General features: G+C 47.2%; 20 protein-coding genes. 6 read left to right on the forward strand and 14 right to left on the reverse strand.

Translation table 11 applies throughout. The features are described 5' to 3' along the window. Nucleotides 1–57 precede the first annotated feature (57 nt). Nucleotides 58–600: a hypothetical protein gene (locus tag MARGE09_RS13035; RefSeq protein WP_236982543.1), complete on the forward strand. Its 543-nt coding sequence runs from the start codon at nt 58–60 to the stop codon at nt 598–600. A 163-nt stretch (nt 601–763) separates the two neighbouring features. On the opposite strand, the gene sucD is transcribed toward MARGE09_RS13035, so the two are convergent. The 9 genes from sucD to sdhC all read right to left on the reverse strand — a co-directional run bounded on the left by sucD (nt 764) and on the right by sdhC (nt 12,095). Then, the gene (sucD, locus tag MARGE09_RS13040; protein ID WP_236982545.1) at nt 764–1,636 is read right to left on the reverse strand and encodes a succinate--CoA ligase subunit alpha; all 873 of its coding nucleotides are present in this window, start codon (nt 1,634–1,636) and stop codon (nt 764–766) included. A gap of 2 nt (nt 1,637–1,638) precedes the next feature. Continuing rightward, entirely contained in the window at nt 1,639–2,805 is a 1,167-nt protein-coding gene (sucC, locus tag MARGE09_RS13045; RefSeq protein WP_236982546.1) for an ADP-forming succinate--CoA ligase subunit beta, read from the reverse strand. 158 nt (nt 2,806–2,963) lie between these two features. Continuing rightward, a complete protein-coding gene (lpdA, locus tag MARGE09_RS13050) occupies nt 2,964–4,415 on the reverse strand; it encodes a dihydrolipoyl dehydrogenase (RefSeq protein WP_236982547.1) in 1,452 nt (483 codons plus the stop codon). A gap of 99 nt (nt 4,416–4,514) precedes the next feature. Then, nucleotides 4,515–5,720 carry a 2-oxoglutarate dehydrogenase complex dihydrolipoyllysine-residue succinyltransferase gene (gene odhB / locus MARGE09_RS13055; protein WP_236982548.1) on the reverse strand — a complete coding sequence of 402 codons (1,206 nt, stop codon included), beginning with the start codon at nt 5,718–5,720 and terminating at the stop codon, nt 4,515–4,517. 123 nt (nt 5,721–5,843) lie between these two features. Next, nucleotides 5,844–8,684, reverse strand: a complete 2,841-nt coding sequence (locus MARGE09_RS13060) for a 2-oxoglutarate dehydrogenase E1 component (protein ID WP_236982549.1) — start codon at nt 8,682–8,684, stop codon at nt 5,844–5,846. A gap of 171 nt (nt 8,685–8,855) precedes the next feature. Next, nucleotides 8,856–9,560 carry a succinate dehydrogenase iron-sulfur subunit gene (locus MARGE09_RS13065; protein WP_236982550.1) on the reverse strand — a complete coding sequence of 235 codons (705 nt, stop codon included), beginning with the start codon at nt 9,558–9,560 and terminating at the stop codon, nt 8,856–8,858. 18 nt (nt 9,561–9,578) lie between these two features. After that, nucleotides 9,579–11,351, reverse strand: coding sequence for a succinate dehydrogenase flavoprotein subunit (gene sdhA / locus MARGE09_RS13070; protein WP_236982551.1), 1,773 nt, complete (start codon nt 11,349–11,351; stop codon nt 9,579–9,581). Between the two features lie 4 nt (nt 11,352–11,355). After that, nucleotides 11,356–11,724, reverse strand: a complete 369-nt coding sequence (gene sdhD / locus MARGE09_RS13075) for a succinate dehydrogenase, hydrophobic membrane anchor protein (RefSeq protein ID WP_236982552.1) — start codon at nt 11,722–11,724, stop codon at nt 11,356–11,358. Next, nucleotides 11,718–12,095, reverse strand: coding sequence for a succinate dehydrogenase, cytochrome b556 subunit (gene sdhC / locus MARGE09_RS13080; RefSeq protein ID WP_236982554.1), 378 nt, complete (start codon nt 12,093–12,095; stop codon nt 11,718–11,720). The genes sdhD and sdhC overlap by 7 nt, the downstream gene beginning before the upstream one ends. Nucleotides 12,096–12,891: 796 nt before the next feature. Between sdhC and MARGE09_RS13085 the strand changes: the two genes are divergently transcribed. Together MARGE09_RS13085 and MARGE09_RS13090 are read left to right on the forward strand one after the other, a co-directional pair. Beyond that, a complete protein-coding gene (locus MARGE09_RS13085; protein WP_236982556.1) occupies nt 12,892–14,181 on the forward strand; it encodes a citrate synthase in 1,290 nt (429 codons plus the stop codon). A gap of 178 nt (nt 14,182–14,359) precedes the next feature. Next, on the forward strand, nt 14,360–15,205 hold the full coding sequence (locus tag MARGE09_RS13090; protein ID WP_236982558.1) for an acyl-CoA thioesterase: 846 nt from the start codon (nt 14,360–14,362) through the stop codon (nt 15,203–15,205). Between the two features lie 21 nt (nt 15,206–15,226). Here the strand turns inward: MARGE09_RS13090 and MARGE09_RS13095 are convergent, their stop codons facing one another. From MARGE09_RS13095 to MARGE09_RS13115, 5 genes are all read right to left on the reverse strand, one after another. After that, nucleotides 15,227–16,393 (reverse strand): PilT/PilU family type 4a pilus ATPase, encoded by a 1,167-nt coding sequence (locus MARGE09_RS13095; protein ID WP_236982560.1) that lies wholly within the window; start codon nt 16,391–16,393, stop codon nt 15,227–15,229. A 79-nt stretch (nt 16,394–16,472) separates the two neighbouring features. Then, nucleotides 16,473–16,823 carry a nucleotide pyrophosphohydrolase gene (locus MARGE09_RS13100; protein ID WP_236982562.1) on the reverse strand — a complete coding sequence of 117 codons (351 nt, stop codon included), beginning with the start codon at nt 16,821–16,823 and terminating at the stop codon, nt 16,473–16,475. After that, nucleotides 16,820–18,313, reverse strand: a complete 1,494-nt coding sequence (locus tag MARGE09_RS13105; protein ID WP_236982564.1) for an AbgT family transporter — start codon at nt 18,311–18,313, stop codon at nt 16,820–16,822. The genes MARGE09_RS13100 and MARGE09_RS13105 overlap by 4 nt, the downstream gene beginning before the upstream one ends. Before the next feature lie 30 nt (nt 18,314–18,343). Continuing rightward, nucleotides 18,344–18,763, reverse strand: a complete 420-nt coding sequence (gene arfB, locus MARGE09_RS13110; RefSeq protein ID WP_236982566.1) for an alternative ribosome rescue aminoacyl-tRNA hydrolase ArfB — start codon at nt 18,761–18,763, stop codon at nt 18,344–18,346. Nucleotides 18,764–18,797: 34 nt separating this feature from the next. Beyond that, complete coding sequence (locus MARGE09_RS13115; protein ID WP_236982568.1) at nt 18,798–20,549, reverse strand: putative bifunctional diguanylate cyclase/phosphodiesterase; 1,752 nt, start codon at nt 20,547–20,549, stop codon at nt 18,798–18,800. Nucleotides 20,550–20,638: 89 nt separating this feature from the next. On the opposite strand from MARGE09_RS13115, the gene MARGE09_RS13120 reads away from it, so the two are divergent. Genes MARGE09_RS13120 through MARGE09_RS13130 form a run of 3 tightly spaced genes read left to right on the forward strand, consistent with a single transcriptional unit; the run spans nt 20,639 to nt 24,249 of the window. Next, entirely contained in the window at nt 20,639–21,982 is a 1,344-nt protein-coding gene (locus tag MARGE09_RS13120) for a paraquat-inducible protein A (protein ID WP_236982570.1), read from the forward strand. After that, complete coding sequence (locus MARGE09_RS13125; protein ID WP_236982572.1) at nt 21,982–23,649, forward strand: PqiB family protein; 1,668 nt, start codon at nt 21,982–21,984, stop codon at nt 23,647–23,649. The genes MARGE09_RS13120 and MARGE09_RS13125 overlap by 1 nt, the downstream gene beginning before the upstream one ends. Then, nucleotides 23,650–24,249, forward strand: coding sequence for a PqiC family protein (locus MARGE09_RS13130; RefSeq protein ID WP_236982574.1), 600 nt, complete (start codon nt 23,650–23,652; stop codon nt 24,247–24,249). The last annotated feature ends 105 nt before the right edge of the window (nt 24,250–24,354 follow it).

Here is a 24,354-nt window from a genome sequence, read left to right on the forward strand (position 1 = left end):
TGTTTCAGAGAAAATAAAATTGGTGGATGCGAAAATATCAGGCGGGTGTCAAAACTAATGAGAGATTTAGCCCTTGTAGGCGCGTTAAGAAGTGGTCAGCATCTCAAGTGGCTCGGATGTTTGGTGGCTTTATGGGCCCTGTCGTTCCTGTTTGTAGGGGGGTACGAATTGTTTAAGAATGGGCCTGATATTCAGATTCTATTTATGACAGTGGCGTCATTTTTTCTTGGCTGGATATCTATTTGGATTCTGGGATATGAGGATAAATTGTATTATAGCTCTAGAGGTTTTGTAATTAATGAAACGAGAATGTTTACAAAGAAAAACACTCGTCAGTTACCTCGAAGTGAATTTCGTACCTTGCTGATCACTTACGCAGACAATCCTGGTTTAAGCGTGCAAGGGGACGGTCGATTTAGAAAAAGCATGCCAAAAGATTTGGTCGTCTTACATGCCGTGGGGAGAAATACTGTGCCGATAGACTCGTACGTGAAAGGCCGGCAGTGGAAAGGCGAGCGCGGAGTGGCCGCCGCCAAAGTTCTAGCGCATGAGATATCCCGCGTTACTAAGATTCCTGTATCTGTAAAAATTTCAAAATAAAAGCTGCGAGAATTTAATGAAAAATATCGGTGTACTTTTTTCTTTTACATTACAACTAGTCTACAACTGTTTAGATTAGTCGCTTTGAATTTCCCTACATTCAGACATACAAAAAAGGCCTTAACTCCAAAAAGAGTTAAGGCCTTTTTTACGCTACTCGAAACTACCAGCCAGTAATTTCTTTAAGCGCTTTACCGATATCAGCTAGGCTGCGTACAGTCTTAACACCAGCATCTTGCAAGGCTGCAAACTTTTCGTCTGCTGTGCCTTTACCGCCAGAAATAATCGCACCCGCATGGCCCATACGCTTGCCTGGGGGCGCCGTTACGCCGGCAATGTAAGATACAACAGGCTTAGTGACGTTGGCTTTAATATAAGCAGCTGCTTCTTCTTCAGCTGTGCCGCCAATTTCACCGATCATTACGATGGCTTCTGTTTTATCGTCGGCTTGGAACATTTCCAAGATGTCGATAAAGTTAGAGCCAGGAATTGGATCGCCACCAATACCTACACAGGTTGATTGTCCAAAACCGAAATCGGTGGTTTGTTTAACCGCTTCGTAGGTTAAGGTGCCTGAGCGCGAAACAATGCCGACTTTACCGGGCAAGTGAATGTGGCCAGGCATAATGCCAATTTTACATTCGCCAGGAGTAATTACGCCGGGGCAGTTAGGGCCAATTAAGCGCACGCCTAGCTCATCGCATCGCACTTTAGCATCTAGCATATCCAGTGTAGGAATGCCTTCAGTAATACATACAATCAGCTTCACGCCGCTGTTTGCTGCTTCTAAGATAGAATCTTTACAGAAGGGCGCTGGGACATAAATAACACTGGCTTCAGCGCCTGTGGCAGCTACGGCTTCGCTCATGGTGTTGAATACGGGCAGACCTAAGTGCGTTTGGCCGCCTTTACCTGGCGTTACACCTCCAACCATTTTAGTGCCGTACTCAATTGCTTGTTCAGAGTGAAAGGTACCTTGGGCGCCAGTAAAGCCTTGGCATAATACTTTGGTGTCTTTATTAATTAAAACGCTCATGATTAAGCCTCCGCTGCAGCTTTAACAACTTGCTCAGCAGCATCCGTTAAGCTGGTCGCTGCAATAATATTTAAACCGCTATCGGCGAGTACTTTAGCGCCTAGCTCTGCATTGTTACCTTCTAAGCGAACGACAACAGGCACTTTTACGCCTACCTCGCTAACGGCACCAATAACGCCTTCTGCGATTAAGTCGCAACGCACAATGCCGCCGAAAATATTAATTAATACGGCTTTGACATTCTCGTCGGACAAGATAATTTTAAAGGCTTCTATAACGCGCTCTTTGGTCGCGCCGCCGCCCACATCAAGGAAGTTTGCAGGTTGGCCACCGTGAAGTTTAACGATATCCATTGTGCCCATGGCTAAGCCAGCACCGTTAACCATGCAGCCGATGTTGCCATCGAGTGCCACGTAGTTAAGCTCCCATTTAGCCGCATGCGCTTCGCGCTCGTCTTCTTGCGATGGATCATGCATTTCTTTTAATTTGGGCTGGCGGTACATGGCGTTGCTGTCGATGTTGATTTTGCCATCTAGGCAGTGCAGGTTGCCGGCATCGGTAATTACAAGCGGATTGATTTCTAATAATGCAAAATCATAGTCTTGGAACATTTTTGCAAGGCCCAAGAAGATCTTGGTAAATTGCTTAATTTGGTCGCCCTTTAACCCCAATTTGAAAGCAAGCTCGCGGCCTTGGTATGGCTGTGGGCCTGCTAAAGGATCGATAATCGCTTTTAAGATTTTTTCGGGAGTTTCTTCGGCGACCTTTTCAATTTCAACGCCGCCTTCAGTCGATGCCATAAATACAATGCGGCGGGTAGAGCGGTCGACAACAGCGCCAAGGTAAAGCTCTTGGGCGATATCAGTGCAGGATTCCACTAATATACGGCTAACAGGTTGGCCATTTTCGTCTGTTTGGTAAGTAACTAAGTTTTTGCCTAACCAGTGACGGGAAAATTCTTCAATTTCGGCTTTTGATGAAACCAACTTAACTCCGCCGGCTTTACCGCGGCCACCGGCGTGAACCTGTGCTTTTACTACCCATTTGTCGCCGCCAATAATATCAGCGGCGCCCGCTGCTTCACTGGGGGTTTCTGCGGCGATACCTTTTGAAACGGGCAAGCCGTATTCAGCAAATAGCTGTTTTGCCTGATATTCATGCAAATTCATGACTATGTTCCATTGTTAATAACACGCGAACGCGCGCTTAATGAGTAAAGCCCAGCTGCTAAGCTGGGGGTGATCAAAATTGTGCTCTATAACGATAAAAGCGGGTCTAGCTAACGCTTAAAAATAAATAATAGGCCGCATTAAATGCGGCCTATTATTTAACGTTTTTTGCGGTTTGGCATGTGAATGGCGTGGCCATGAACGGCTAATGCCGCTTCGTGTACCGCTTCAGACAATGTTGGGTGTCCGAATACCATCATGCCTAAGTCTTCGGCGCTTGAGCCAAATTCCATTGCAATGGCAACTTGCTGTACTAAGTCGGCAGCGCTGGGGCCAACAATGTGGGCGCCCAATATGCGGTCGGTTTTAGCGTGCGCTAAAATCTTCACCATGCCGTCTTTTTCGTTGGCTGCTAATGCGCGGCCAATGGCTAAGAATGGGAATGTACCGACGTTGTACTCAATACCTTCGGCTTTAAGTTGTTCTTCGTTTTTACCCACAGAAGCAACTTCAGGGTGAGTGTAAATAACGTTAGGAATAATGTCGTAATTCATAACGGTCTTTTCGCCGGCAATGCGCTCGGCAACCATAACGCCTTCTTCAGAACCTTTGTGGGCAAGCATTGGGCCGCGCACTAAATCACCAATGGCAAATACGCCGGGAGCGCTTGTTGCACAAAGATCGTTAACGTAAATAGAACCGCGCTCGTCCAATTTCACGCCGCTGTCGTCAGCCAAAAGATTTTTGGTATATGGGCGGCGACCAACACAGACGATTAGCTTGTCGAAAGTTTCGGTTTGAGCGTTACCTTCTTTGTCGGTAAAAGTAACTTCAACTTCTTTCTTCTTGCCTTTGGTTTTTATTTCGCTGCCAGTTACGCGGCAGCTTAGGCGAATGTCTAAGCCTTGTTTGGTTAAGATTTTTTTGGTTTCTTTCGCAATTTGCTGATCCATCACGGCCAAGAATTTATCCATAGCCTCTAGGCATACAACTTCTGAACCTAGGCGATTCCAAACAGAGCCGAGTTCAAGCCCAATAACGCCAGCACCAATAACGCCTAGGCGCTTAGGAACTTCGTCAAATTCTAGCGCGCCGGTAGAGTCGACGATTACGTCGTTATCAACAGCAGCGACAGGGATATTTACGGGCACAGAGCCCGCAGCCAAAATTACGTTGTCAGCTTCGAGTACTTCTTCTTTGCCATCAAAATCGACAAACTGAACTTTTTTGCCGGCTAATAATTTACCGGTACCGTAAAGGGAGGTAACTTTGTTGGCCATAAATAGCCCGGCAATACCACTGGTTAATTGCTTAACAATATCGTTTTTGCGGCCAATCATGGTTTTAACATCAATTTTCAATTCTTTGGTTGAAATACCGTGAATATCAAAATGATCTTTTGCTTCGTGATACTTATAAGAGCTGTCGAGTAAAGCCTTAGAGGGAATGCAGCCTACGTTTAAGCAGGTGCCGCCGTTAACGCCTTTACCTTTTTCGTCTTTCCATTTTTCGATACAGGCTGTTTTTAAGCCAAGTTGCGCGCAGCGGATTGCAGCAACATAGCCCGCTGGACCAGAACCGATAACAATTACATCGTATTTAGTGGACATTGATAAACACCCCAAGTGTGAGTCAGCGAAAGAGCCGGGAACGCTGAAAATGCTCGGGTGTGCGTCCCGCCCGGCTCAAAGAAAAAATTAATAGACGGTCTAAACTTCTAGCAGCATACGTGCTGGGTCTTCGATCATGTCTTTGATAGCTACCAAGAATTGTACGGCCTCTTTACCATCGATTAAACGGTGGTCATAAGAAAGGGCTAGGTACATCATGGGTAAAATTTCGACCTTGCCATTAACAGCCATTGGACGCTCTTGAATTTTATGCATGCCCAATATTGCCGCTTGTGGCGGGTTAAGAATGGGTGTTGACATTAAAGAGCCAAACACGCCGCCGTTAGTAATAGTGAAGGTGCCGCCCGTCATTTCTTCGATGCCTAGCTTGCCGTCTTTAGCGCGCATACCAAAGTCGCGAATGGTGTTCTCGACATCGGCTAAGCCCATATTTTCTGCGTTGCGCAGTACTGGCACAACTAAACCTTTGGGTGTGGATACGGCAACGCCAACGTCTTGATAACCATGGTAAACAATGTCGTTACCATCAATGCTTGCATTGACGGCGGGCAAGCGTTTTAGCGCCTCTACAGCGGCTTTTACAAAAAAGCCCATAAAGCCTAAACGGCTTCCATTGTGAACTTTTTCAAATTGTTCTTTGTACTTTTTGCGAAGCTCCATGATGGGGCCCATGTTGACCTCGTTAAACGTAGTCAACATTGCGGTATTTTGTGATGCATCAAGCAGGCGCTCGGCAATGCGTGCTCGCAAGCGCGTCATGGGAACGCGTTTTTCTGTGCGACCGTCGGCGCTAGTGCTAACCGCAGGCGCATTAACCGGTGCAGGAGCTGGGGCTTTAGCGGCAGGCGCCGCAGGCGCGTTAATGACATCGTCCTTGGTGATTCGACCGCCTTTACCGGTGCCTTTAATTGAGGCAAGGTCTACGCCTTTTTCGGCAGCTAGCTTGCGCGCAGCGGGATTAACAAGGGCGTCTTCGTCGCTATCGCTGGTGTTAGCGGCAGGTGCGGCTTCGGTATTATCGCTGGCGGCCGGTTGTGCGGTGCCAGCGCCGGCTTCGAATTTAGCAATCACTTCATTGCTTAAAATAACTTCACCTTCACCTTTTAAAACTTCAGTCAGGGCGCCATCAGCAGGTGCAACGACTTCTAGAACCACTTTATCGGTTTCGATGTCGACAATCAGTTCGTCGCGAGATACAGCTTCGCCGGGTTGTTTGTGCCAAGTGGCTATGGTGCCATCTTGAACAGACTCGGGAAATGTTGGTGCTTTAATTTCAATGGTCATTCCAAATATGTCCTTCAGTTAAGGCCCTGATAATGGTCGTTTGCCTATGCCTGCAGTTCTTAGCGAGTTTTATAGCTGGCATTAGCATTGTCGCGGTGAATTTATTGCATTGCAAATAACGGCCTAGACCGTTACATCTAGCGCTGCGTTAATAAAGCGATTTTGTTCTTCCAAGTGTGTTGAGGCATAGCCTGCTGCCGGTGCCGACGATGGCGAGCGGCCAGCATAACGCAAGAAGGCGTCAGAGTTTACACCCTCTAGCGCAGCGCGCATACGATGTTGGTTGGAATTCCAAGCCCCTTGGTTCATGGGCTCTTCTTGACACCAAATAACATCAGTAACGTTAGCAAATGGTTCCAATACTTTTTGCAGCTCTTCATCGGGGAACGGGTAGAGCTGTTCTAAGCGGACTAAAGCAACATTATTTTGTTTGCGCTCGTTGCGTGCTTCTAGCAAATGGTAATAAACCTTGCCGCTACACAATACAACGCGGCGAGCGTTTTCAGGTGTAACTTCTTTTTCGCCAATCACGTTCTGGAAGCTGCCTTCAGCCAACTCTTCGAGCGTGGATGTTGCAAGCTTGTGGCGTAAAATCCACTTGGGGCTCATTACTACAAGTGGGCGGCGCAATGGTCGCAATGCTTGGCGGCGCAACATGTGAAACACTTGTGCCGGCGTTGTCGGAATACAAACCTGAATATTTTGCTCTGCACACAGCTGCATAAAGCGCTCTAAGCGGGCAGAGGAGTGTTCTGGCCCTTGGCCTTCATAGCCGTGTGGTAACAGCATGGTTAAGCCTGATAGGCGCCCCCATTTGTGTTCGCCACTGGTAATGAATTGGTCAATCACAACTTGAGCGCCATTGGCGAAGTCGCCGAATTGTGCTTCCCAAATTACTAGTGCATTGGGTTTGGTTGTTGAGTAGCCGTATTCAAATGCAAGTACCGCTTCTTCAGAAAGGTAAGAGTCGTAAATGTGCAGGTTGGGTTGATCTTCAGATAAATTCTTAAGCGGGATATAACTGGAACCATCTTTTTGATTGTGGACTACCGCGTGGCGGTGCGAGAAAGTTCCCCTGCCAACATCTTGCCCTGTAATGCGAATGGCAATGCCTTCTTCTAGCATTGACCCATAGGCTAAAATTTCGGCCATGCCCCAGTTAAGCGGGAGCGAGCCGGCTGCCATTTTCCGGCGGTCTTCATATATTTTGGAAACTTGACGTTGCACAACAATGCCGTCCGGAATTGTTGTTAGTTTATCCGCCAAGTTTTGCAGTGTTTTTAATTCGTAAGTGGTGTTCGCTTGTGTTGTCCAGTCGTGGCCAATGTAGGGTGTCCAGTCCACAAACAATGAAGAGTCTGGTTCCTTGACGAGGTCGCGTGTTACATGCTCACCGGCATCTAGCGCGGCGCGATAGGCGTCCATCATTTTGACGGAGTCTTCTGCGCTGTAAATGTTTTGCGCTGCAAGTTGCTCGGCATAGAGTGTGCGCGTTGTTTTGTGCTTGCGAATAACCGAGTACATTAACGGTTGGGTTGCAGAGGGCTCGTCGGTTTCGTTGTGGCCGCGACGGCGGTAACACACCAAATCGATTACGACGTCTTTTTTGAATTCGTTGCGGTAATCTACTGCTAAATTAGTGACAAAAGCAACCGCTTCTGGGTCGTCGCCATTAGCATGGAAAATGGGCGCCTCGATCATTTTGGCAACATCAGTACAGTACTGTGTTGAGCGCATATCTTCTTTGCGGCTAGTGGTAAAACCAACTTGGTTGTTAATGACGATATGGATCGTGCCGCCGGTTTGGTAGGCGCGGGTTTGCGACATCTGGAATGTTTCCATCACAACGCCTTGGCCTGCAAAAGCGGCGTCGCCGTGAATTACAACAGGAACAACCAGATTGCGCTCGGTGTCTTTGCGGCGGTCTTGGCGGGCGCGAACCGAACCCTCTACAACCGGAGAAACAATCTCTAGGTGGGAGGGGTTAAATGCAAGGGCCAAATGCATTTCGCCACCAGGCGTCATTACATTAGATGAAAAGCCTTGGTGATATTTAACATCGCCAGAGGTATCAACCAGCTTTTTACCTTCGAATTCTTCAAACAGGTCGGCAGGGTTTTTCCCTAGAATATTCACCAGTGTATTTAAGCGGCCACGGTGCGCCATACCTAATACCATTTCGCGCGCGCCGTGGGTACCTATGCCTTTAATTAACACGTCAAGCATAGGGATTAAGCTTTCGGCACCTTCGAGACCAAAGCGCTTTGTACCAGGGTATTTGCTGTCGAGGTGTCTCTCCAAGCCTTCTGCGGCGGTTAGGCGTTCGAGCAAATCGATGCGGGCTTCTTTGCTCAGGGTTGCTTTGGAGCGCTGGCTTTCTAGGCGTTGTAGCAACCATTTGCGCTCGGTGTAATGCGTTATGTGCATTACCTCGGCGCCTACTGTGTTGCAGTAAGTTTGATTTAGTGCGGCAATAATGTCTTTTAAGGGGGCTTCTGCCGCGCCGTAAGATAAATCACCGGTTTGAAAAACAATGTCTAAATCGGCGTTATTTAGGCCGTGAAAATGTAGATCGAGTTCTTCTAATTCGGTTTTGCCGTTGTTTAAACCAAGCGGATCTAGCTTGGCTTTTTTATGGCCGCTAAGACGGTAAGCATTGATGAGTTGAACTACTTCAACTTGTTTGCGTTCATGTGCGATATTACCAGCGCCGGAGCCTGGTGCAATAATAGGCCTTGCACGATTTTTACCGAGCAACTCAAAGTATTCGATAATTTCTGAGTGTGGTACATCGGGGTTTGAGTTGCCTTCGACGCGAGGTAATTTATCGAAGTATTCGCGCCACGGGGCTGGAACGGAATTGGGATCGCGCAAATAGGTTTCATACACTTCTTCGACATAGCTGGCGTTACCGCCTGAGATATGTGAAGTACTCCATAGAAGCTCCATGAGGCTCTGTTGCATTGTTTTCCCACCGTCTATCTGGGTACGCCAGTCGAACAGGTTACAGCTAATGCTATTGGACGCTGCTTGACTAAACAGTCTTGGCCGAAGGCCGATTAATGAGTCGCGATAAGCGACCCCTGTATGCATTATAGGCCGGAAGCGCGTTTTTCGCGCCACCGACGGTCGAGCTTAAGTTGCGTTGTGTAACAGCATGCTGCGAATATGGCCAATAGCCCGCGTAGGGTTAAGGCCTTTGGGGCAAACTGCCACACAGTTTTGAATACCGTGACAGCGAAATACGCTGAATGGGTCGTCAAGGTTGCCTAAGCGTTTTTCATTCGCTGTATCGCGGCTGTCGGCCAAAAAGCGATAAGCCTGTAATAAACCTGCAGGGCCAATAAATTTATCGGGGTTCCACCAAAATGATGGGCAGCTAGTTGAACAGCAAGCACACAAAATGCATTCGTATAAGCCATCGAGTTTGGCGCGTTCTTCTGGTGATTGTAAGCGCTCGATTGCAGGTGCTGGCGTATCGTTTTGTAGAAACGGCTCAATTTTGCGGTATTGGGCGTAAAACTGACTCATGTCGATCACTAGGTCTCGAATAACCGGCAAACCGGGAAGAGGCCGCAAAACCAGTTTATTGTTTTTAACGCAAGCCGATAGTGGCGTTATGCATGCAAGCCCGTTTTTTCCCGAAATATTAATGCCATCGGATCCACATACGCCCTCGCGGCAAGAGCGGCGAAAAGACAATGAGGCATCTTGTGCTTTTAACATTTCTAAAACGTCGAGAACCATAACGTCTTTTCCGTCCGTATCGACCTCGTAAGTTTTCATATACGGGGTCGCATCTGTCTCGGGGTTGTATCGGTAGACTTCAACTTTCAGCATTTTCATCAACCCTTTAAATTAGTACGTACGGATTTTAGGTTCGAGTTTAGGCATTGTTTTAGGCGCAAAATTAACATCGCGCTTGCCCACACGTTTTTCACTAGGGAAGTAAAGCGAGTGACATAGCCAGTTTTTATCGTCGCGTTCTTGGAAGTCATCGCGGGCATGGGCGCCGCGTGATTCTTTGCGCTCTTCGGCGGCAATGGCTGTAGCTTCGGCAACTTCTAACAAGTTTTGCACTTCAAGTGCTTCTATGCGTGCTGTATTAAACGCGTTGCTTTTGTCTTCAAGTTTGATGTTTTCGATTCGGCTGCGTAGGTCGGCAATTTTTGTGATGCCCTCTTGCATAAACTCGCCTTTGCGGAAAACGCCAAAGTGGTTTTGCATTACGGTTTGTAATTCTTTGCGTAGTACTGAGGCCGATTCACCAGTATTGGTATTATTAACCGCTTCAAGACGGCTAGTCGCGCTTTCGATATCTGTTTGTGAGGCTTCGCGCATATCAATGCCTTCGCGCAATGCCTTTTCAAGATATAGCCCGGTTGCTCGGCCAAACACTACGAGATCAAGTAGCGAGTTGCCACCTAAACGATTGGCGCCGTGCACCGATACACACGCTACTTCGCCGCACGCATATAGGCCATCAATAATTTTATCGTTGCCGTCAGCATCTTGGGTAATGGCTTGGCCATTAATATTTGTAGCGACGCCGCCCATCATATAATGGCACGTCGGTACGACTGGGATAGGGGCCTTGACGGGGTCAACATGAGCAAAAGTGCGCGATAATTCTAGAATGCCAGGCAGCTTTGCGTTTAATGCTTTTTCGCCAAGGTGATCTAGCTTAAGGAGTACGTGGTCGCCATCGGGGCCGCAGCCGCGACCCTCTAAAATTTCTAGCACCATCGAGCGGGCAACGACGTCACGGCCTGCCAAGTCTTTAGCGTTGGGAGCGTAGCGCTCCATAAAACGTTCGCCGTCTTTGTTGATAAGGTAGCCGCCTTCACCGCGGCAACCTTCTGTTACCAAGGTGCCCGCACCGTGAATGCCGGTGGGGTGGAACTGCCACATTTCAATATCTTGCACTGGGGCGCCAGCGCGTAAAGCCATACCGATGCCATCGCCAGTATTAATGTGGGCGTTGGTGGTTGAGGCATAAATGCGCCCAGCACCGCCGGTGGCTAATACGGTTGCTTTTGATTTTACAAAAACGGTTTCGCCATCTTCAATATTAATGGCAATAACGCCAACTACTGCACCATCTTGGTTTTTAACAAGGTCTACAGCAAACCACTCATTAAAAAATGTAGTGTTGTTTTTGACGTTTTGTTGATAAAGCGTGTGCAATAGCGCATGGCCGGTGCGATCGGCAGCAGCGCATGTTCTGGCTGCTTGGCCTCCGCGGCCAAAATCTTTAGATTGACCACCAAAGGGGCGTTGGTAAATGCGGCCGTTTTCTGTGCGCGAAAAGGGCAATCCCATGTGTTCTAATTCAAAAACCGCTTCAGGGCCGACAGAACACATGTATTCAATGGCGTCTTGGTCGCCAATGTAGTCTGAGCCTTTAACGGTGTCGTACATGTGCCAGCGCCAATCATCATTGGGGTCGTCGCTGGCAATTGCGCAAGTGATACCGCCTTGCGCAGACACAGTGTGTGATCGGGTGGGGAATACCTTGGTAATTACGGCCGTTTTAAAACCGGACTGGGCCATTTGCAAAGCTGCACGCATGCCCGCGCCGCCGCCGCCAATAACGATGCCATCAAAAGTGATTGTTCTCATTGTCGCCATTATTTTAGGCTCCCCACAAAATTTCGAGACCCCAAACGAGGTAGGCTACAGTAATTAATGCATAAATTGATAAAACGATAAGGCGTAAAACCAAGCCTTTGGCGCCAAGCATTCTAGAAGTGAGGTAGTCTGTAACAATGCCCCACAAGCCGATCCAGCCGTGCGCTGCGATGCTCAGTAATGCCAGCAAGCTAAAAATACGCATCCAAAGCTGATCAAAAAGGCCCTGCCACGTTTGGTAGTCCATGTTGGGGTGGCAAACAATAAAGCCAGCTATAAATAAGGTGTAAGCGGCAAGGATGACGGCACTAAAGCGCTGAATAATCCAATCGGATACGCCGTTCCGAGAAAGGCTGGTGGCAGTAGTTACCATATTAGGTAGCCTCCAATAAGCAGGATGAATAAAATCGCTAGTGCAACAACCGCTTTGGCGCCGGCTCGGCCGCCTTCGAGTGATTCGCCAATACCCATATCCATCAATAAATGTCGCAAGCCTGCTACGGTGTGGTAAGCAAGGGCGGCTAATACGCCCCAAACAACAAACGTAATTACTGGGTTGCTAAGGGTTTCTTTGAGCTCGTTGAAGCTTTGTTCTGAGCTTAAACTCGTGTCTAGCATCCATAAAAGAATTAAAATGCCGGCAAGCATGATGATCCCAGATACACGGTGCAAAAAGGATACATACCCAGTTATAGGTAGTGAGATTGTTGTTAAATCTAAGTTGACAGGCCTGTCTTTTTTCACTGTTGCACCACACCTTTTTTGAATGAATGGTTCTTGTAATACAGTTTAGCTATACGCAATGGCGATAGTTACGTCTTAATGATTATCGCTGTCGCATTAATTTATGGCTAGTTTAATTCTAACTAAGCACTTATATATTCTAACTTTGCTATCGCTCGATCTGTTATGCAGCTAGCGTATGTTAGTTTTGTTTTATTGCCAGATATATTGTGGCTGTCTATTAACACATTATTGCTTTTAGCGCTTAGGTAAGCGTGCCATTTCTAAAAAGCGTTTATATAACCTTAAAAAACGCGCTGAATTATAGAGATGCGCCACCTAAAATACAAACTAACTTTTGTTTTCTAAGCCTTATGAATCAAGGGCTTGCTGATCGTTTTGTGCCAATATGATTACGGTTGCATTTTTACGCACCAATGTGGCGCTTTTTGACTGAAACTTATACAAGTAAAGCAGATATTACTGGCTGTCGCTTCATTAATGGTTTCTATGGTGCAGGATTTTTAACTATACTACGCGCCGATTGCACGTAGTTGCCGGTTAATTTTCACCCAATTGGGTGATTGCAAGACCATGGTGCACCATAAACAGCGGCTAACTTGGCGTGATACTAGCTATAAACTTTGTCGCCGTGCTAGATTAGCGGCGTTTTTAGTGGCCACCTTGGTGTCTGTTTGGGTGTTTGAAGGCCGGTAAGCAAGTCTTAACCGCATAAAATAAGATGGCTTAGTGCTGTGGTATCAGCACTAACGTGCTAAGTTTATTTATTAGATAAATCCAGTTACAGGAGTCGGTAATGACCGAAAAGAAAGCGCAACTGACAGTCGACGGTTTAGATCAAACCATTGAGTTACCCGTCCGTGCCGGATCAATTGGCCCAGAGGTCATCGATGTAGGGGCTTTGACTCGAAATGGTTTTTTCACCTATGACCCCGGTTTCGTTTCGACAGCGGCTTGCGACTCGGCGATAACTTACATCGATGGTGGCAAGGGTGTTTTGCTTCACCGCGGTTTTCCTATCGATGTATTGGCTGAAAAATCGGACTACCTTGAAAGCTGCTATTTGTTACTGCACGGCGAGTTACCAACAGCCGAAGAGTACGAAGCATTCAAGCGCACAATAACCAATCACACGATGGTGCATGAGTCTATGCATCAATTCTTTGAAGGTTTTCATCACAATGCGCACCCTATGGCTAAAATGTGTGGTGCGGTAGGTTCATTATCGGCGTTTTATCATGATGACCTTGATATCACCAACGAAAAGCACCGCATTACAGCGGCTTATCGTTTGATCGCTAAAATGCCCACTTTGGCTGCGATGTGCTACAAACACCATGTGGGCCAGCCAGTGCTTTATCCTGACAATAGCCTAGGCTACGCAGAAAACTTTTTGCGCATGATGTTTGGCACGCCATGTGAGGATTACAAAGTAAACCCCATTTTAGCGAAGGCTATGGATCGCATCTTCTTATTGCACGCTGATCACGAACAAAATGCGTCTACTTCGACCGTGCGTTTGGCCGGCTCTTCTGGCGCTAATCCTTATGCCTGTATTGCCGCAGGTATTGCTACGCTTTGGGGGCCTGCGCATGGTGGTGCTAATGAAGCGGTTCTTCAAATGCTCGAAGAGATTGGCACTGAAGATAATATTGATGCGTACATCGAAAAGGCGAAAGATAAAAACGACCCTTTCCGCTTGATGGGCTTTGGCCACCGCGTTTATAAAAACTTTGACCCGCGTGCCCGCGTGATGAAGAAAACGTGCGATGAGGTATTTGCTGAGCTTGGCGTCGAAAATGATCCGCTATTACGCATTGCTAAGCGTCTAGAAAAAATCGCATTAGAAGACCCTTATTTTGTTGAGAAAAAGCTATACCCTAATGTCGATTTCTACTCCGGTATTATTATGAAAGCTATCGGTATACCGACTGATATGTTTACTGTGATTTTTGCGGTAGGGCGTACAGTAGGGTGGATATCACATTGGCACGAAATGATTAGTCAGGGCACCAGAATTGGCCGCCCACGCCAGCTGTACACCGGTTATGCAGAGCGAGACTACGTTGAAGTTAAAGATCGTTAGTTGAGCGTAGTTAATAAGTTTGCAAGAAGTTAAGAAGCGCCCATTGGGCGCTTCTTTTCGTTTGGGTTGCCGAAAAAGATTACTGAATGTGCTAACCTTAAAACGCTTGATTGAATATAAAACGTCCGCCTACGGCTAGAAAAGTTGTTTCAGCAAATTATTTTTGAGTAGCTCTGCTATGGCATCATCGCTCCAAGATGTACTAAACCTTACAAAAAACGGTGAAGATTGTTTTCGTGCTTTGCACCATAAAGAAAATTTTAACCAATCATTATTTGGCGGCCAAGTTTTAGCACAAGGCTTGCTGGCGGCGGGTTTGACGGTCGACAATACTCCTGTGCATTCTATGCATGCGTATTTTTTGCGCCCAGGTAACAGCCAAAGCCCCGTTGATTACGTGGTGACGCGCAATAGAGATGGGCGCAGTTTTAGTCATCGTACGGTAAACGCGACGCAAAATGGAAAAGTCATTTTTACGGCAATGGTTTCTTTTCACCAGCCTGAAGAAGGCTTTGAACATGCTGTGCCTTGGACTAAAACCCCCTTGCCTCCGAGTGCTTCTTTAGCAAACCCTCCGCCAGAATTGGCGCCAGAACGGCCCGAGCTATCGGCAGACGCTTTCGAATTTTGCACCTTGTCAGGGGCTTTGTTTTCTAGCGACGCGCTTAGCGCCGGCTCGCGCTTTTGGATGCGCAGTAAAGAGCAATGGGGGGCTGATGATCGATTATTACAGTCTTGCGTGCTTGCCTATGCTTCGGACTTTGGCTTGTTAGCATCATCGCTAATTCAACACCCTGTCTCGCTTTTTAAGGGGGATGTTTTTGGCGCGAGTGTCGATCATGCTATTTGGTTTCACCACACAGATTTTTTGGTCGATGAATGGCTACTTTATGAAATTGATAGCCCTTGGGCTGGTGGTGCGCGAGGTTTTTCGCAAGGCAGAATTTTTAACCAAAACGGTGCGTTACTTGCCAGCACAGCACAAGAGGGGTTGGTTCGGCCTAAGCCCGAGTTGCTGCCTTAAGGTGTGAGCCTCCGCTAATGTCTAAAAGCGTGTGTTTGGCGGCTCTTCAGGTGGGGTATCTTCTTCTATATCCTCAAGGCTAAGCTCTGGCAGGCCTGATGAACTCACGGCGTTACTGTTCCCTTCGGCGGCTAATTTAATGCGCAGACGCAAATTGTTAGGAGAGTCTGCGTAGGCCATGGCGTCGTCGAAGCTGACTTTGCCTGCCGAATGAAGCTTAAACAGTGCGGCGTCAAAGGTTTGCATGCCTAAGTTTTCCGACTTTTCCATAATTTCTTTAATTTCGGGTAGCCGGTTTTTAAGGATTAGCTCCTGAATGGTTTTTGTTCCTAAAAGGACTTCAATGGCCGCGCAGCGTTTGCCATCAACTGTGGGCACCAAGCGTTGGGAAACAAAGGCTTTTAAGTTTTGCGACAAGCCAAGCATTAGCTGGGCGCGGCGTTCTTCGGGGAAAAGGTTAATAATGCGCTCTAAGGCTTGGTTAGCGTTGTTAGCATGCAGCGTTGAAATGGCAAGGTGGCCAGTCTCGGCAAATTCTAATGCGTGCTCCATGGTCTCTCTGTCGCGAATTTCGCCAATCAGAATCACATCGGGAGCTTGCCTTAGGGTGTTTTTTAGTGCGGCTTTAAAGGTGCGGGTATCAACGCCAACTTCGCGCTGGTTTATCACACTCTTTTTATGTTTGTGGACATACTCGACGGGGTCTTCGATGGTGATGATGTGACCGCCGCTGCTACTGTTGCGATGATCAATTAGAGCAGCTAAGGATGTTGATTTACCGGACCCTGTGCCGCCTACAAAAAGCACTAGGCCTCGCTTGGTCATAATGACTTCTTTGAGGATTTCAGGGAGCCCTAGATCGTCGAATTTCGGTATTTCGGTATTGATATTGCGGGCAACGATCGAAACCTCGTTGCGCTGTTTAAAAATGTTAATACGAAACCGACCCACCTCATGTATTGATATGGCTAGGTTCATTTCCAATTCGGCTTCAAAGTCCTTTTGTTGTTTTTCATCCATAATGGCATAAGCAATATCGCGAATTTGCCCGCCACTAAAAGGGGTTTGTGATAAAGGTTTTAATGTGCCTTGAAACTTAGCGCAAGGTGGGGCGCCAGTGCTGAGGTAAAGATCCGAGCCATCTTTTTTCGCTAAAATGTTTAAGTATTGGTCGATCGGGGTGCCCATTAGGTATGTCTCCTTGCGTGTGTCTAAAGCTAGACTCACTTCAAGTATAGACGCTTATGCTATAGCGCAAGCTGTAGGCTTATTCGTATTCGCTATACTTTTTTGAGCTTCCCTTCACTTTGTGCGCTGGGTATTTAGCCTCGTTCTTTTGTGTTTTTTGCAATATAGCCTGGGGTAAATCAAGCTCGAGTACGTCCGCCAGACGCAGGGTGTATAGCAGTACGTCGACCACTTCTTCGCCTATAGCGTGCTTTTGAGTTGCATCGAGGTTACAGGAGGCTTTGGACTCCATCCATTGAAAATGCTCCATAAGCTCGGCGCACTCTACACTTAAGGCCATGCTTAAATTTTTGGGGCTATGGAATTGCTCCCAATCGCGCTCTTTGGCGAATTGGCGCAAATATTCGGTAACTTCAGAAAACTGATTCATGGCAAAAATGCTTTTACTCCAGGCCCTAGGGGCCAATCAAAAAACAACCAAATGGCTAATACTAAGGTCCAGCCAAGTAATAATGAAATACTGTAGGGCAGCATCAGTGCGACAACGGTGCCTGCGCCTAAGTTTTTGTTGTAGTGGTGAATAAAGGCAATCACAACACCAAAGTACGGCATTAACGGTGAGATAATATTGGTTGTGCTATCGCCAATGCGGTAAGCCATTTGTGTGGCTTCTGGCGTTAAGCCTAATAATAAAAACATGGGCACAAATATTGGGGCGATTAGCGCCCATTTGGCGGAAGAGCTGCCAATAAATAAATTAATAAAACCTGCTAAAAACACAAAAGTGATGAGCAATACCGGCAAGGGTAATTGAAGCGCCTTTAAGCCATTGGCACCGCTAATAGCAATAACAATACCAAGTTGCGACCAATTAAATAAACTGACAAATTGAGCGGCAAAAAACATGAGTACCAAATAGCTTGCCATGGTTGCTGTGTGCTGTTCCATGCCAGTAATTGCATCTTGCCACGACTGGTAAGTGCGTGCAGCAAGGCCGTAACTAATGCCACACAATGCGGCGCTTAAAGCAATAATAATGACAACACCCTGAGTAAGAGGCGATTGCAATAAGCTGCCATCAAGGCCTCGTAATATGCCGTTTGCTGGCAGTGTTGCTGCTAGCAGCAAAATTAGTATCACTAAAAATGTAATGCCTGCAGCGATAAGGCCGCGTTGCGTGAGTGGGTTGCTGTTACCCGTTGTTGCTGCTGGCGCGTCAAAATTAATGCCTGTCACCTGCTTTTGGGTGAATTTATGATTTACCCAGCTGGCAATGGCGGTAATTAAAAATGTTGAGGCAATAATAAAATAATAGTTGCCGGCAATATTTACGGTGTAGTCAGGCGAAATAGTACGCGCGCTTTCTTGGCTGAGGCCGGCCAAAATGGCATCGTGTGGACCAAGTATAAGGTTGGCACTGTAGCCTGCAGATACGCCAGCAAAGGCTGCTGCAATGCCGGCAATAGGGTGCCTGCCGGCTTGCAGAAAAATAATGGCCGCCAAGGGGATAAGCACAACATAGCCGGAATCTGATGCTAAGCTCGACATTACGCCGCTAAAAACAATAGCGGCGGTTAACCACTTTTCGGGTGTGCGCTTTACAAGCCCTCGCAGTAGTGCGGGCAATAAGCCGGAATGCTCGGCAATGCTTAGCCCCATAACGGCCACAAGCGCGGTGCCCACAGGGGCAAAAGTGACAAAATTTTTGACCGCGTGGGTTAAAAAATAATGTAAACCGTCGCGGCTTAGGAGGTTTTTAACCAGTATTGTTTTGTCTTGCGGGTTAAGAGCGGCGCCGATATTTAACGCGCTGAGTAAAGCTGAGGCTAGCACAACAATGCCGCATAAAATAATAAAAAGAGCGGTTGGGTGGGGCAGTTTATTCCCCCAGTATTCAATACTGTTTAAAAGCTTTGTCATTGTATTTGGTCTAGGTTATATGCTGGCTAATTACGTATCGAAATGGTTTTTACTGCGCATCTTCTTAATGTTGCCTCGCTGGTTTTTGCTTTTTATACGACGCTCAACACTACCGCGTGTGGGCTTAGTGGCCACGCGGTACTTGGGTTTGTGGCAGGCTTTATTGATTAGGTCACTTAAGCGCTCAAGCGCATCGTCTCGGTTTTTTTGTTGGGTGCGATGGCGCTGCGCTTTGATGGTAATAATGTGATTATCACTAATCCGCGAGTCATTAGCTTTATATAGCTGTTCTCTTACATAGCTTGGCAATGGTGTGGATTTTAAGTCAACTTGTAGGCAAATAGCCGTAGAGACTTTATTAACGTTTTGCCCACCCGCGCCTTGGGCTCGTATGGCGTTAATTTGAATGCAGCGCCATGGAATGCTGAGCTGGGAGTTGATAACAAACATAAGGTCTTTGTGTAGCAGTGCATGAGCGCACAGCTTAGCAGCTTTTTAAGTGTTGGCAGTACTCTTGAAAAGCGGAGCTTTTGAGGGGCTTAGAGTAAAAGTAGCCTTGAATAAGCTTGCAGCCCATCGCTTTAAGCTGCGTTAACGTTTGTTCGTTTTCCACGCCTTCTGCAATTAGATCGATGTGTAAGTCTTGGCTTAGGTTAATGACGGCCTGTGTAATGGCGAGATCTACAGGGTTATTGATAATGTCTCGCGTGAACTCACAATCCAATTTGATGCAATCTAAGGGGAAGTGCTTAAGGTAGCTTAGGCATGAATAACCCGTGCCAAAATCATCCATGGATAACTGAAAGCCACATTCTTTAATAAACTTTAAATTGTCGATGTTGTTTTCGGGGTCGATGAATAGGTTCTCGGTGATTTCAAAATGGATGCGTTTTTTTTGTTCGGTTGGCAGTGTGCGCAAATCCAGTAGTGCGGCCTTGAAATCTGGGTGGCCTAGCGTTTTAGGGGATAAATTAATGGATAGGTGTTGGCTGGTTTTTATGTGGCCAGCCTGTATCCATTGTTGCCACTGGCTAATTGCATTTCGAATAATCCAATCAGTTACTGGGCCAATAAGGCCTGTACTTTCTAGTGTGGGGATGAATGTAGTTGGGGGGACCTCGCCATGTTCGGCATGGTTCCAGCGCAGTAGAACCTCGGCCCCATATAGATCGCCTGTTTGTACGTTAATTTGTGGTTGATAGGTTAAGAAAAAGTCGTTGTTAGCGATGGCTTTGTTCAGTTCTGTTTCTAGCGAAATGCGTAGTGAAGCTGCAACCTGCAGGTTGCGGGTGAAAAATGCATAGCGATTGCCGCCTTGCTGCTTCGCCGAATACATTGCAATATCAGCGTTTTGTAACAGTAGCTCGCAGCTTTCGTTTTTTTCGCTAAGCATGCTAATGCCGATGCTTGCAGTTGTAAAAAGGTTGCGCCCGTCGATATTTGAAGCTTGTGATAGGGTGTCGAGTAAGTTTTTGGCAATGCGCTGAATGCTTTCTATATCAGGCATATCGGGCAACATGACGACAAATTCATCGCCGCCTAAACGCGCAATTGTATCGCTTTGGCGAATTGATTTTTTTAGCCGCGCTGCAACATGGTGAAGAAATTTGTCGCCAGTAGAATGCCCTTGCGTGTCGTTAATGTTTTTAAATTGGTCAAGGTCGATTAGTAAAATAGCGGTGTTGCGTGAAGGCGCGTAATGGTTGGCAAGCTGAGCTTCGCATAAGCGTAAAAACTCAGAGCGGTTGGTAAGCCCGGTCGTGGAATCTTGTTGGGTGATGGCGGCTAGGCGCAGGTTGGCTTTTTTTCGCTCTACTGTATAGGTGACTAGCCTGGGTAGCAGGGGCGTATTGATATCTTCAGCTTTAATGTAGTCGTCTATGCCGGCTTCTAATAGCGCATCGATGTATTGTGGGTGAGTATATTCGTCAGTGTCGTGAACAATCGCAACTATAGCGGCATGGCTGGCCCAATGCTTGAGTAGGGCAATATCAGCTAGGTGACAGGCGAGTTGAGCTCCGATGTGTACAAAGACGGCGTCAAAATGTTGATGGTGTAGCTTATCGGCGGCTTGTTGGGTGTCGCCTATAGACGTAAGCGTACACTGCGCTTCGGTTTGTTTGTGCAAGCTACGAAAAAACCAAAATGCCGTGCGCGGATTTTCAACAATGTGCAATACACGAACCAGCCGTTGTTGCCCAAGGGGCCGGCTGTACGAGGGGTGTTTTGAATTCATAATCTGCCACAAGGTCCATGACGTGTGCGCTTTCATCCAGTATAGTCCAGCTCTTGGAAATTATTAGCTGGGTAACGGTTTAGCGGTAAATGGATCACTCATCGGATAGGTCAGCAACAGCTCCCGCGAAAAATATGGCTGGTGCAAAGCAGGTACTTGCCAGCCACAAAAATTGGGTAAGCTGTGAACAATGCGGCCAAGTGCAGGCGATAGCCAAAGTATGGGCTACCAGCGAGTTGCTGTGTTCGTGCTGTAATCAAACCTTAAGCTTCGCCCAAGGCGCATGGCGTGAAAAGGCCGCAGCGCTTGTTATTACCGGTGCCGTGTTATTTGTTATTAGTAATTGCTTTGTATTTCTAGGGCTTGAAGTGGGTGCCTTTTACCACGAAGCCAACATCTTGAGCGGCGTTTGGGCCTTGGTGCATCACGACTACATCCCCCTTGCCATTTTAGTCTTTGTTACGATATTCCTATTCCCGCTGTTTGAATTGCTGGCGTTATGCTATTTGGTTTTACCGTGTTATTTCGGCTGGCGCTTGCCGTATCAAATTACGGTGTTTCGTTGGTTTACTAAAGCTGCGCCTTGGAGCATGTTAGAAATTTTTTTGCTAGGCGTACTAGTAACCTCGGTTAAGTTGGGTGATATGGCGACGATTGTGCTTGGCGTTTCCATGGTGTCCTTTTTTGCCTTGGTGGCAGTATTGGGCGCTGCATATTGGTGTATCGATAAGCGCGCACTATGGGCGTGGCTGCAGCCAAACAATTGTTTTGCGAGTAAAAAAGGTGAGGTGCTGTACGACTGTAATGTATGTCATGCGCTGGTTGGTGAAACGGTGTTGGATGCAGTGGGTTTTTGTCCGCGTTGCGACAACCAGTTGCATCGTCGTAAGCCCAACAGCTTGCAAAAAACATTGGCTTATACCATTGCTGCAGCGCTGCTTTACATCCCTGCCAATGCCTTGCCGATTATGTCCATGAGTACGTTGCTTGGCGAGCGTAGCGATACTATTTTTTCTGGTGTTGTTGCTTTGGTGGCGCATGACTTATGGGGAATAGCGGCAGTGGTTTTTGTGGCTAGCTTAGTCGTACCGGTGGCCAAGCTTATAGTGCTGATTTATTTGGTGTGGTCTGTGATTAGGGGTGATACCCGCGCTATGAAAGAGCGTGTGTGGTTGTACAAGATAACGGAATGGGTTGGGCGGTGGTCCATGGTTGATGTATTTGTTGTAACGCTATTGACTGGCCTTGTTCAGTTTGGCTTTTTAGGCTCCATAGCGCCCGGCGAAGCTCTACTGCCTTTTGCGGCGGTGGTTATATTAACAATGCTGGCGGCGCATGCATTTGACCCTCGCCTTATATGGGATGCCGCCGGTGGCCAAGAAAAAACGTTTAACTTAGAAATAGAGAATCAATCTCGTGGAGCAGCGGTGTAGTGTCTAATCAAACGCCAGATAAATCCCTTGAACAAGCCGAGCCTTCAATGCCGGCAGCGATCGAACGCCGCCGGCGAGTTTCACCAATATGGCTAGTGCCCTTTGTTGCCTTAGTAATTGCGATTGCTTTGGGGGTTCGTGCGTGGGATCAAAAAGGGGTAGCGGTTGAAATTATTTTTGATGCAGCAGGTGGTATCGAAGTGGGAAAAACGGAGATCCGTTTAAAGGATGTGCCGGTTGGTAAAGTAACCAAGCTAAATTTAAGCGACGATTTGTCTCGGGTGCATGCTATAGCCACACTCGATAGAAGCATGTCGCGGCACTTAAGCGAGCATAGCCGCTTTTGGTTGGTGACACCGCGCATTAGCGCCTCAGGGGTTTCTAATTTGGGGACGCTGGTATCGGGCGTTTACATTGTTATGGACCCAGGTAAAAAAGAGGGCCATAAGGATAGCTTTTTAGGCTTGACTGAGCCGCCTGCAGTGCAGTCGGATGAAAAGGGCACGCAATATATTTTACGGGCAGAAACATTGGGTTCGCTCGATGTGGGTTCGCCGGTGTATTACCGCCAATTGCGCGTTGGGGAGGTCATTAATTACCAATTAAGTGTTGATGGTAGCCACGTGGATGCCAGAATTTTTGTTGAAGCACCTTACGACCACCTAGTCAGTAAACGAAGCCGCTTTTGGAATGTGAGTGGCTTTGATGTATCTGTGGGTATTGACGGCGTTAAAGCAGAAATGGCTTCAATATCATCTTTATTGCTGGGTGGCGTTGCCTTCGAAAGCCCGCCAACTGTTGTGGGGCAAAAACCGGCAAAGGCCGATTATACGTTTGCACTATACGACGATAAAAAAGCTGCGCACGAAGGCCGCTATACGCTGAGTTATATGTATTTGTTGAAATTTAGCTACTCTGTTAAAGGTTTAAGTGTTGGCGCTCCAGTTGAGTTTAGAGGTTTGAAAGTTGGCAGTGTTGCGGACATTCGGCTGGCGTCTATTGATTCTCCAGAGAAAAGCTTGGAAGTGTTAATTAAGCTAGAGCCACAGCGTTTTGATGATCAAGCCTCGCCAACCCGCGAGCAAACCGATGCCATTCTTAGCGACTTAATTGCTAAAGGGCTAAGGGCGGAAATTAAATCGGGCAATTTAATGCTAGGTTCAAAATATATTGAATTGCATTTTGTCGACGAGGCTCAGCCCGCGCAATTGGTGGCTGGCAGTGGAGCGGTTGGTCAAATTCCAACGGTGGATTTACCTTTAGATCAGCTAGAGCGGCAGTTATCAAAAGTGGCTGATGCTTTTAGTCGCGTGCCCGTTGATAGTATTGGTGAGGGTGTAGACGAAAGCTTGCAGGCGATTAATGAAATCTTGAGTGTCTTCAATAAAAATAATACCGCCCAAGCGTTGCACGGAACTATAGCCAATGCCGAAAAGGCCACGCGACATTTAGAGGGGGCTGTAACTGATGCAAGACTTACTTTAACCCAGCTGACGCAAACCCTAAAAAGTGTTGATCACACCATTGCACCGGACTCCCAATTGCATGCTGAATTTTTGGAAATGCTCGATTCAGTGAGTGAGGCTTCGGATTCTTTTGATCGTTTTGTGGAAGAATTGTATCGGTATCCTAGTTCTTTAGTGTTTGGCTTAGGGAAAGACGAATAGATGAAAGCTCTTAAAAGCAGTTTAATTCTAGCTATGCTGGTGTTGTGTAGCGCTTGTGTGATGACGCCAAAAACACATTTTTATACCCTGCATGGGTTGGTGGTTGATGATGCCGCAGCGCCGGCCACTATAGCGATTAACCCAGAGCATACCTATGGTATCGGCCCGTTATTTTTACCTGAAGCCTTAATGCAGCCGGGGGTGGTGACTCATCGGCAGGGCCAAAGCGTTAATCTTTCGTTGTACAATATTTGGGCGGGGAATTTACGAGAGGCTGTTACCCGAGTTGTAGCTAGCAATATGAGCCAGCTTACAGGCGTGGATGCCATTTGGCCCTTCCCTTGGGATAACCGCAACCGGCCCACGCGCCAAATACGTATTGTTTTTGAGCAGTTTTCAGGCGAGCTCGGCGGCATAGTTACGCTGAAGGCCAAGTGGGCACTTACAGAAAATAATGGTGAGAAAACATTGCTGCAAGAGCGGCTCGTTTTAACGGGTAATGCTGCCGGTGATGGCTATGGCCCCTATGTCTCTACGCTAAATGATTTAATTAATCAGTTGTCGGTTGATATTGCGAGTCGCGTGGCGGTGCTTGATTAAGCTTTAAATGCTCGTATTTTCCAAACCGCCGTGTTTGGTTAGTTGCTTTTTTAGCCAATACTTTGACTGCACGGCTTAAGCGTCTTGTAAGTTTTTGATTGATAA

Origin of the sequence: Marinagarivorans cellulosilyticus, from assembly GCF_021655555.1 — a bacterium.
GTDB classification, from domain to species: domain Bacteria; phylum Pseudomonadota; class Gammaproteobacteria; order Pseudomonadales; family Cellvibrionaceae; genus Marinagarivorans; species Marinagarivorans cellulosilyticus.

Excerpts from the sequence above, each read along its gene's own strand:
- MARGE09_RS13035 (WP_236982543.1), top strand. The coding sequence starts at position 58 with ATGAGAGATTTAGCCCTTGTAGGCGCGTTAAGAAGTGGTCAGCATCTC.
- sucD (WP_236982545.1), bottom strand. The coding sequence starts at position 1,636 with ATGAGCGTTTTAATTAATAAAGACACCAAAGTATTATGCCAAGGCTTT.
- sucC (WP_236982546.1), bottom strand. The coding sequence starts at position 2,805 with ATGAATTTGCATGAATATCAGGCAAAACAGCTATTTGCTGAATACGGC.
- lpdA (WP_236982547.1), bottom strand. The coding sequence starts at position 4,415 with ATGTCCACTAAATACGATGTAATTGTTATCGGTTCTGGTCCAGCGGGC.
- odhB (WP_236982548.1), bottom strand. The coding sequence starts at position 5,720 with ATGACCATTGAAATTAAAGCACCAACATTTCCCGAGTCTGTTCAAGAT.
- MARGE09_RS13060 (WP_236982549.1), bottom strand. The coding sequence starts at position 8,684 with ATGCAACAGAGCCTCATGGAGCTTCTATGGAGTACTTCACATATCTCA.
- MARGE09_RS13065 (WP_236982550.1), bottom strand. The coding sequence starts at position 9,560 with ATGCTGAAAGTTGAAGTCTACCGATACAACCCCGAGACAGATGCGACC.
- sdhA (WP_236982551.1), bottom strand. The coding sequence starts at position 11,351 with ATGGCGACAATGAGAACAATCACTTTTGATGGCATCGTTATTGGCGGC.
- sdhD (WP_236982552.1), bottom strand. The coding sequence starts at position 11,724 with ATGGTAACTACTGCCACCAGCCTTTCTCGGAACGGCGTATCCGATTGG.
- MARGE09_RS13085 (WP_236982556.1), top strand. The coding sequence starts at position 12,892 with ATGACCGAAAAGAAAGCGCAACTGACAGTCGACGGTTTAGATCAAACC.
- MARGE09_RS13090 (WP_236982558.1), top strand. The coding sequence starts at position 14,360 with ATGGCATCATCGCTCCAAGATGTACTAAACCTTACAAAAAACGGTGAA.
- MARGE09_RS13095 (WP_236982560.1), bottom strand. The coding sequence starts at position 16,393 with ATGGGCACCCCGATCGACCAATACTTAAACATTTTAGCGAAAAAAGAT.
- MARGE09_RS13100 (WP_236982562.1), bottom strand. The coding sequence starts at position 16,823 with ATGAATCAGTTTTCTGAAGTTACCGAATATTTGCGCCAATTCGCCAAA.
- MARGE09_RS13105 (WP_236982564.1), bottom strand. The coding sequence starts at position 18,313 with ATGACAAAGCTTTTAAACAGTATTGAATACTGGGGGAATAAACTGCCC.
- arfB (WP_236982566.1), bottom strand. The coding sequence starts at position 18,763 with ATGTTTGTTATCAACTCCCAGCTCAGCATTCCATGGCGCTGCATTCAA.
- MARGE09_RS13115 (WP_236982568.1), bottom strand. The coding sequence starts at position 20,549 with ATGAATTCAAAACACCCCTCGTACAGCCGGCCCCTTGGGCAACAACGG.
- MARGE09_RS13120 (WP_236982570.1), top strand. The coding sequence starts at position 20,639 with ATGGATCACTCATCGGATAGGTCAGCAACAGCTCCCGCGAAAAATATG.
- MARGE09_RS13130 (WP_236982574.1), top strand. The coding sequence starts at position 23,650 with ATGAAAGCTCTTAAAAGCAGTTTAATTCTAGCTATGCTGGTGTTGTGT.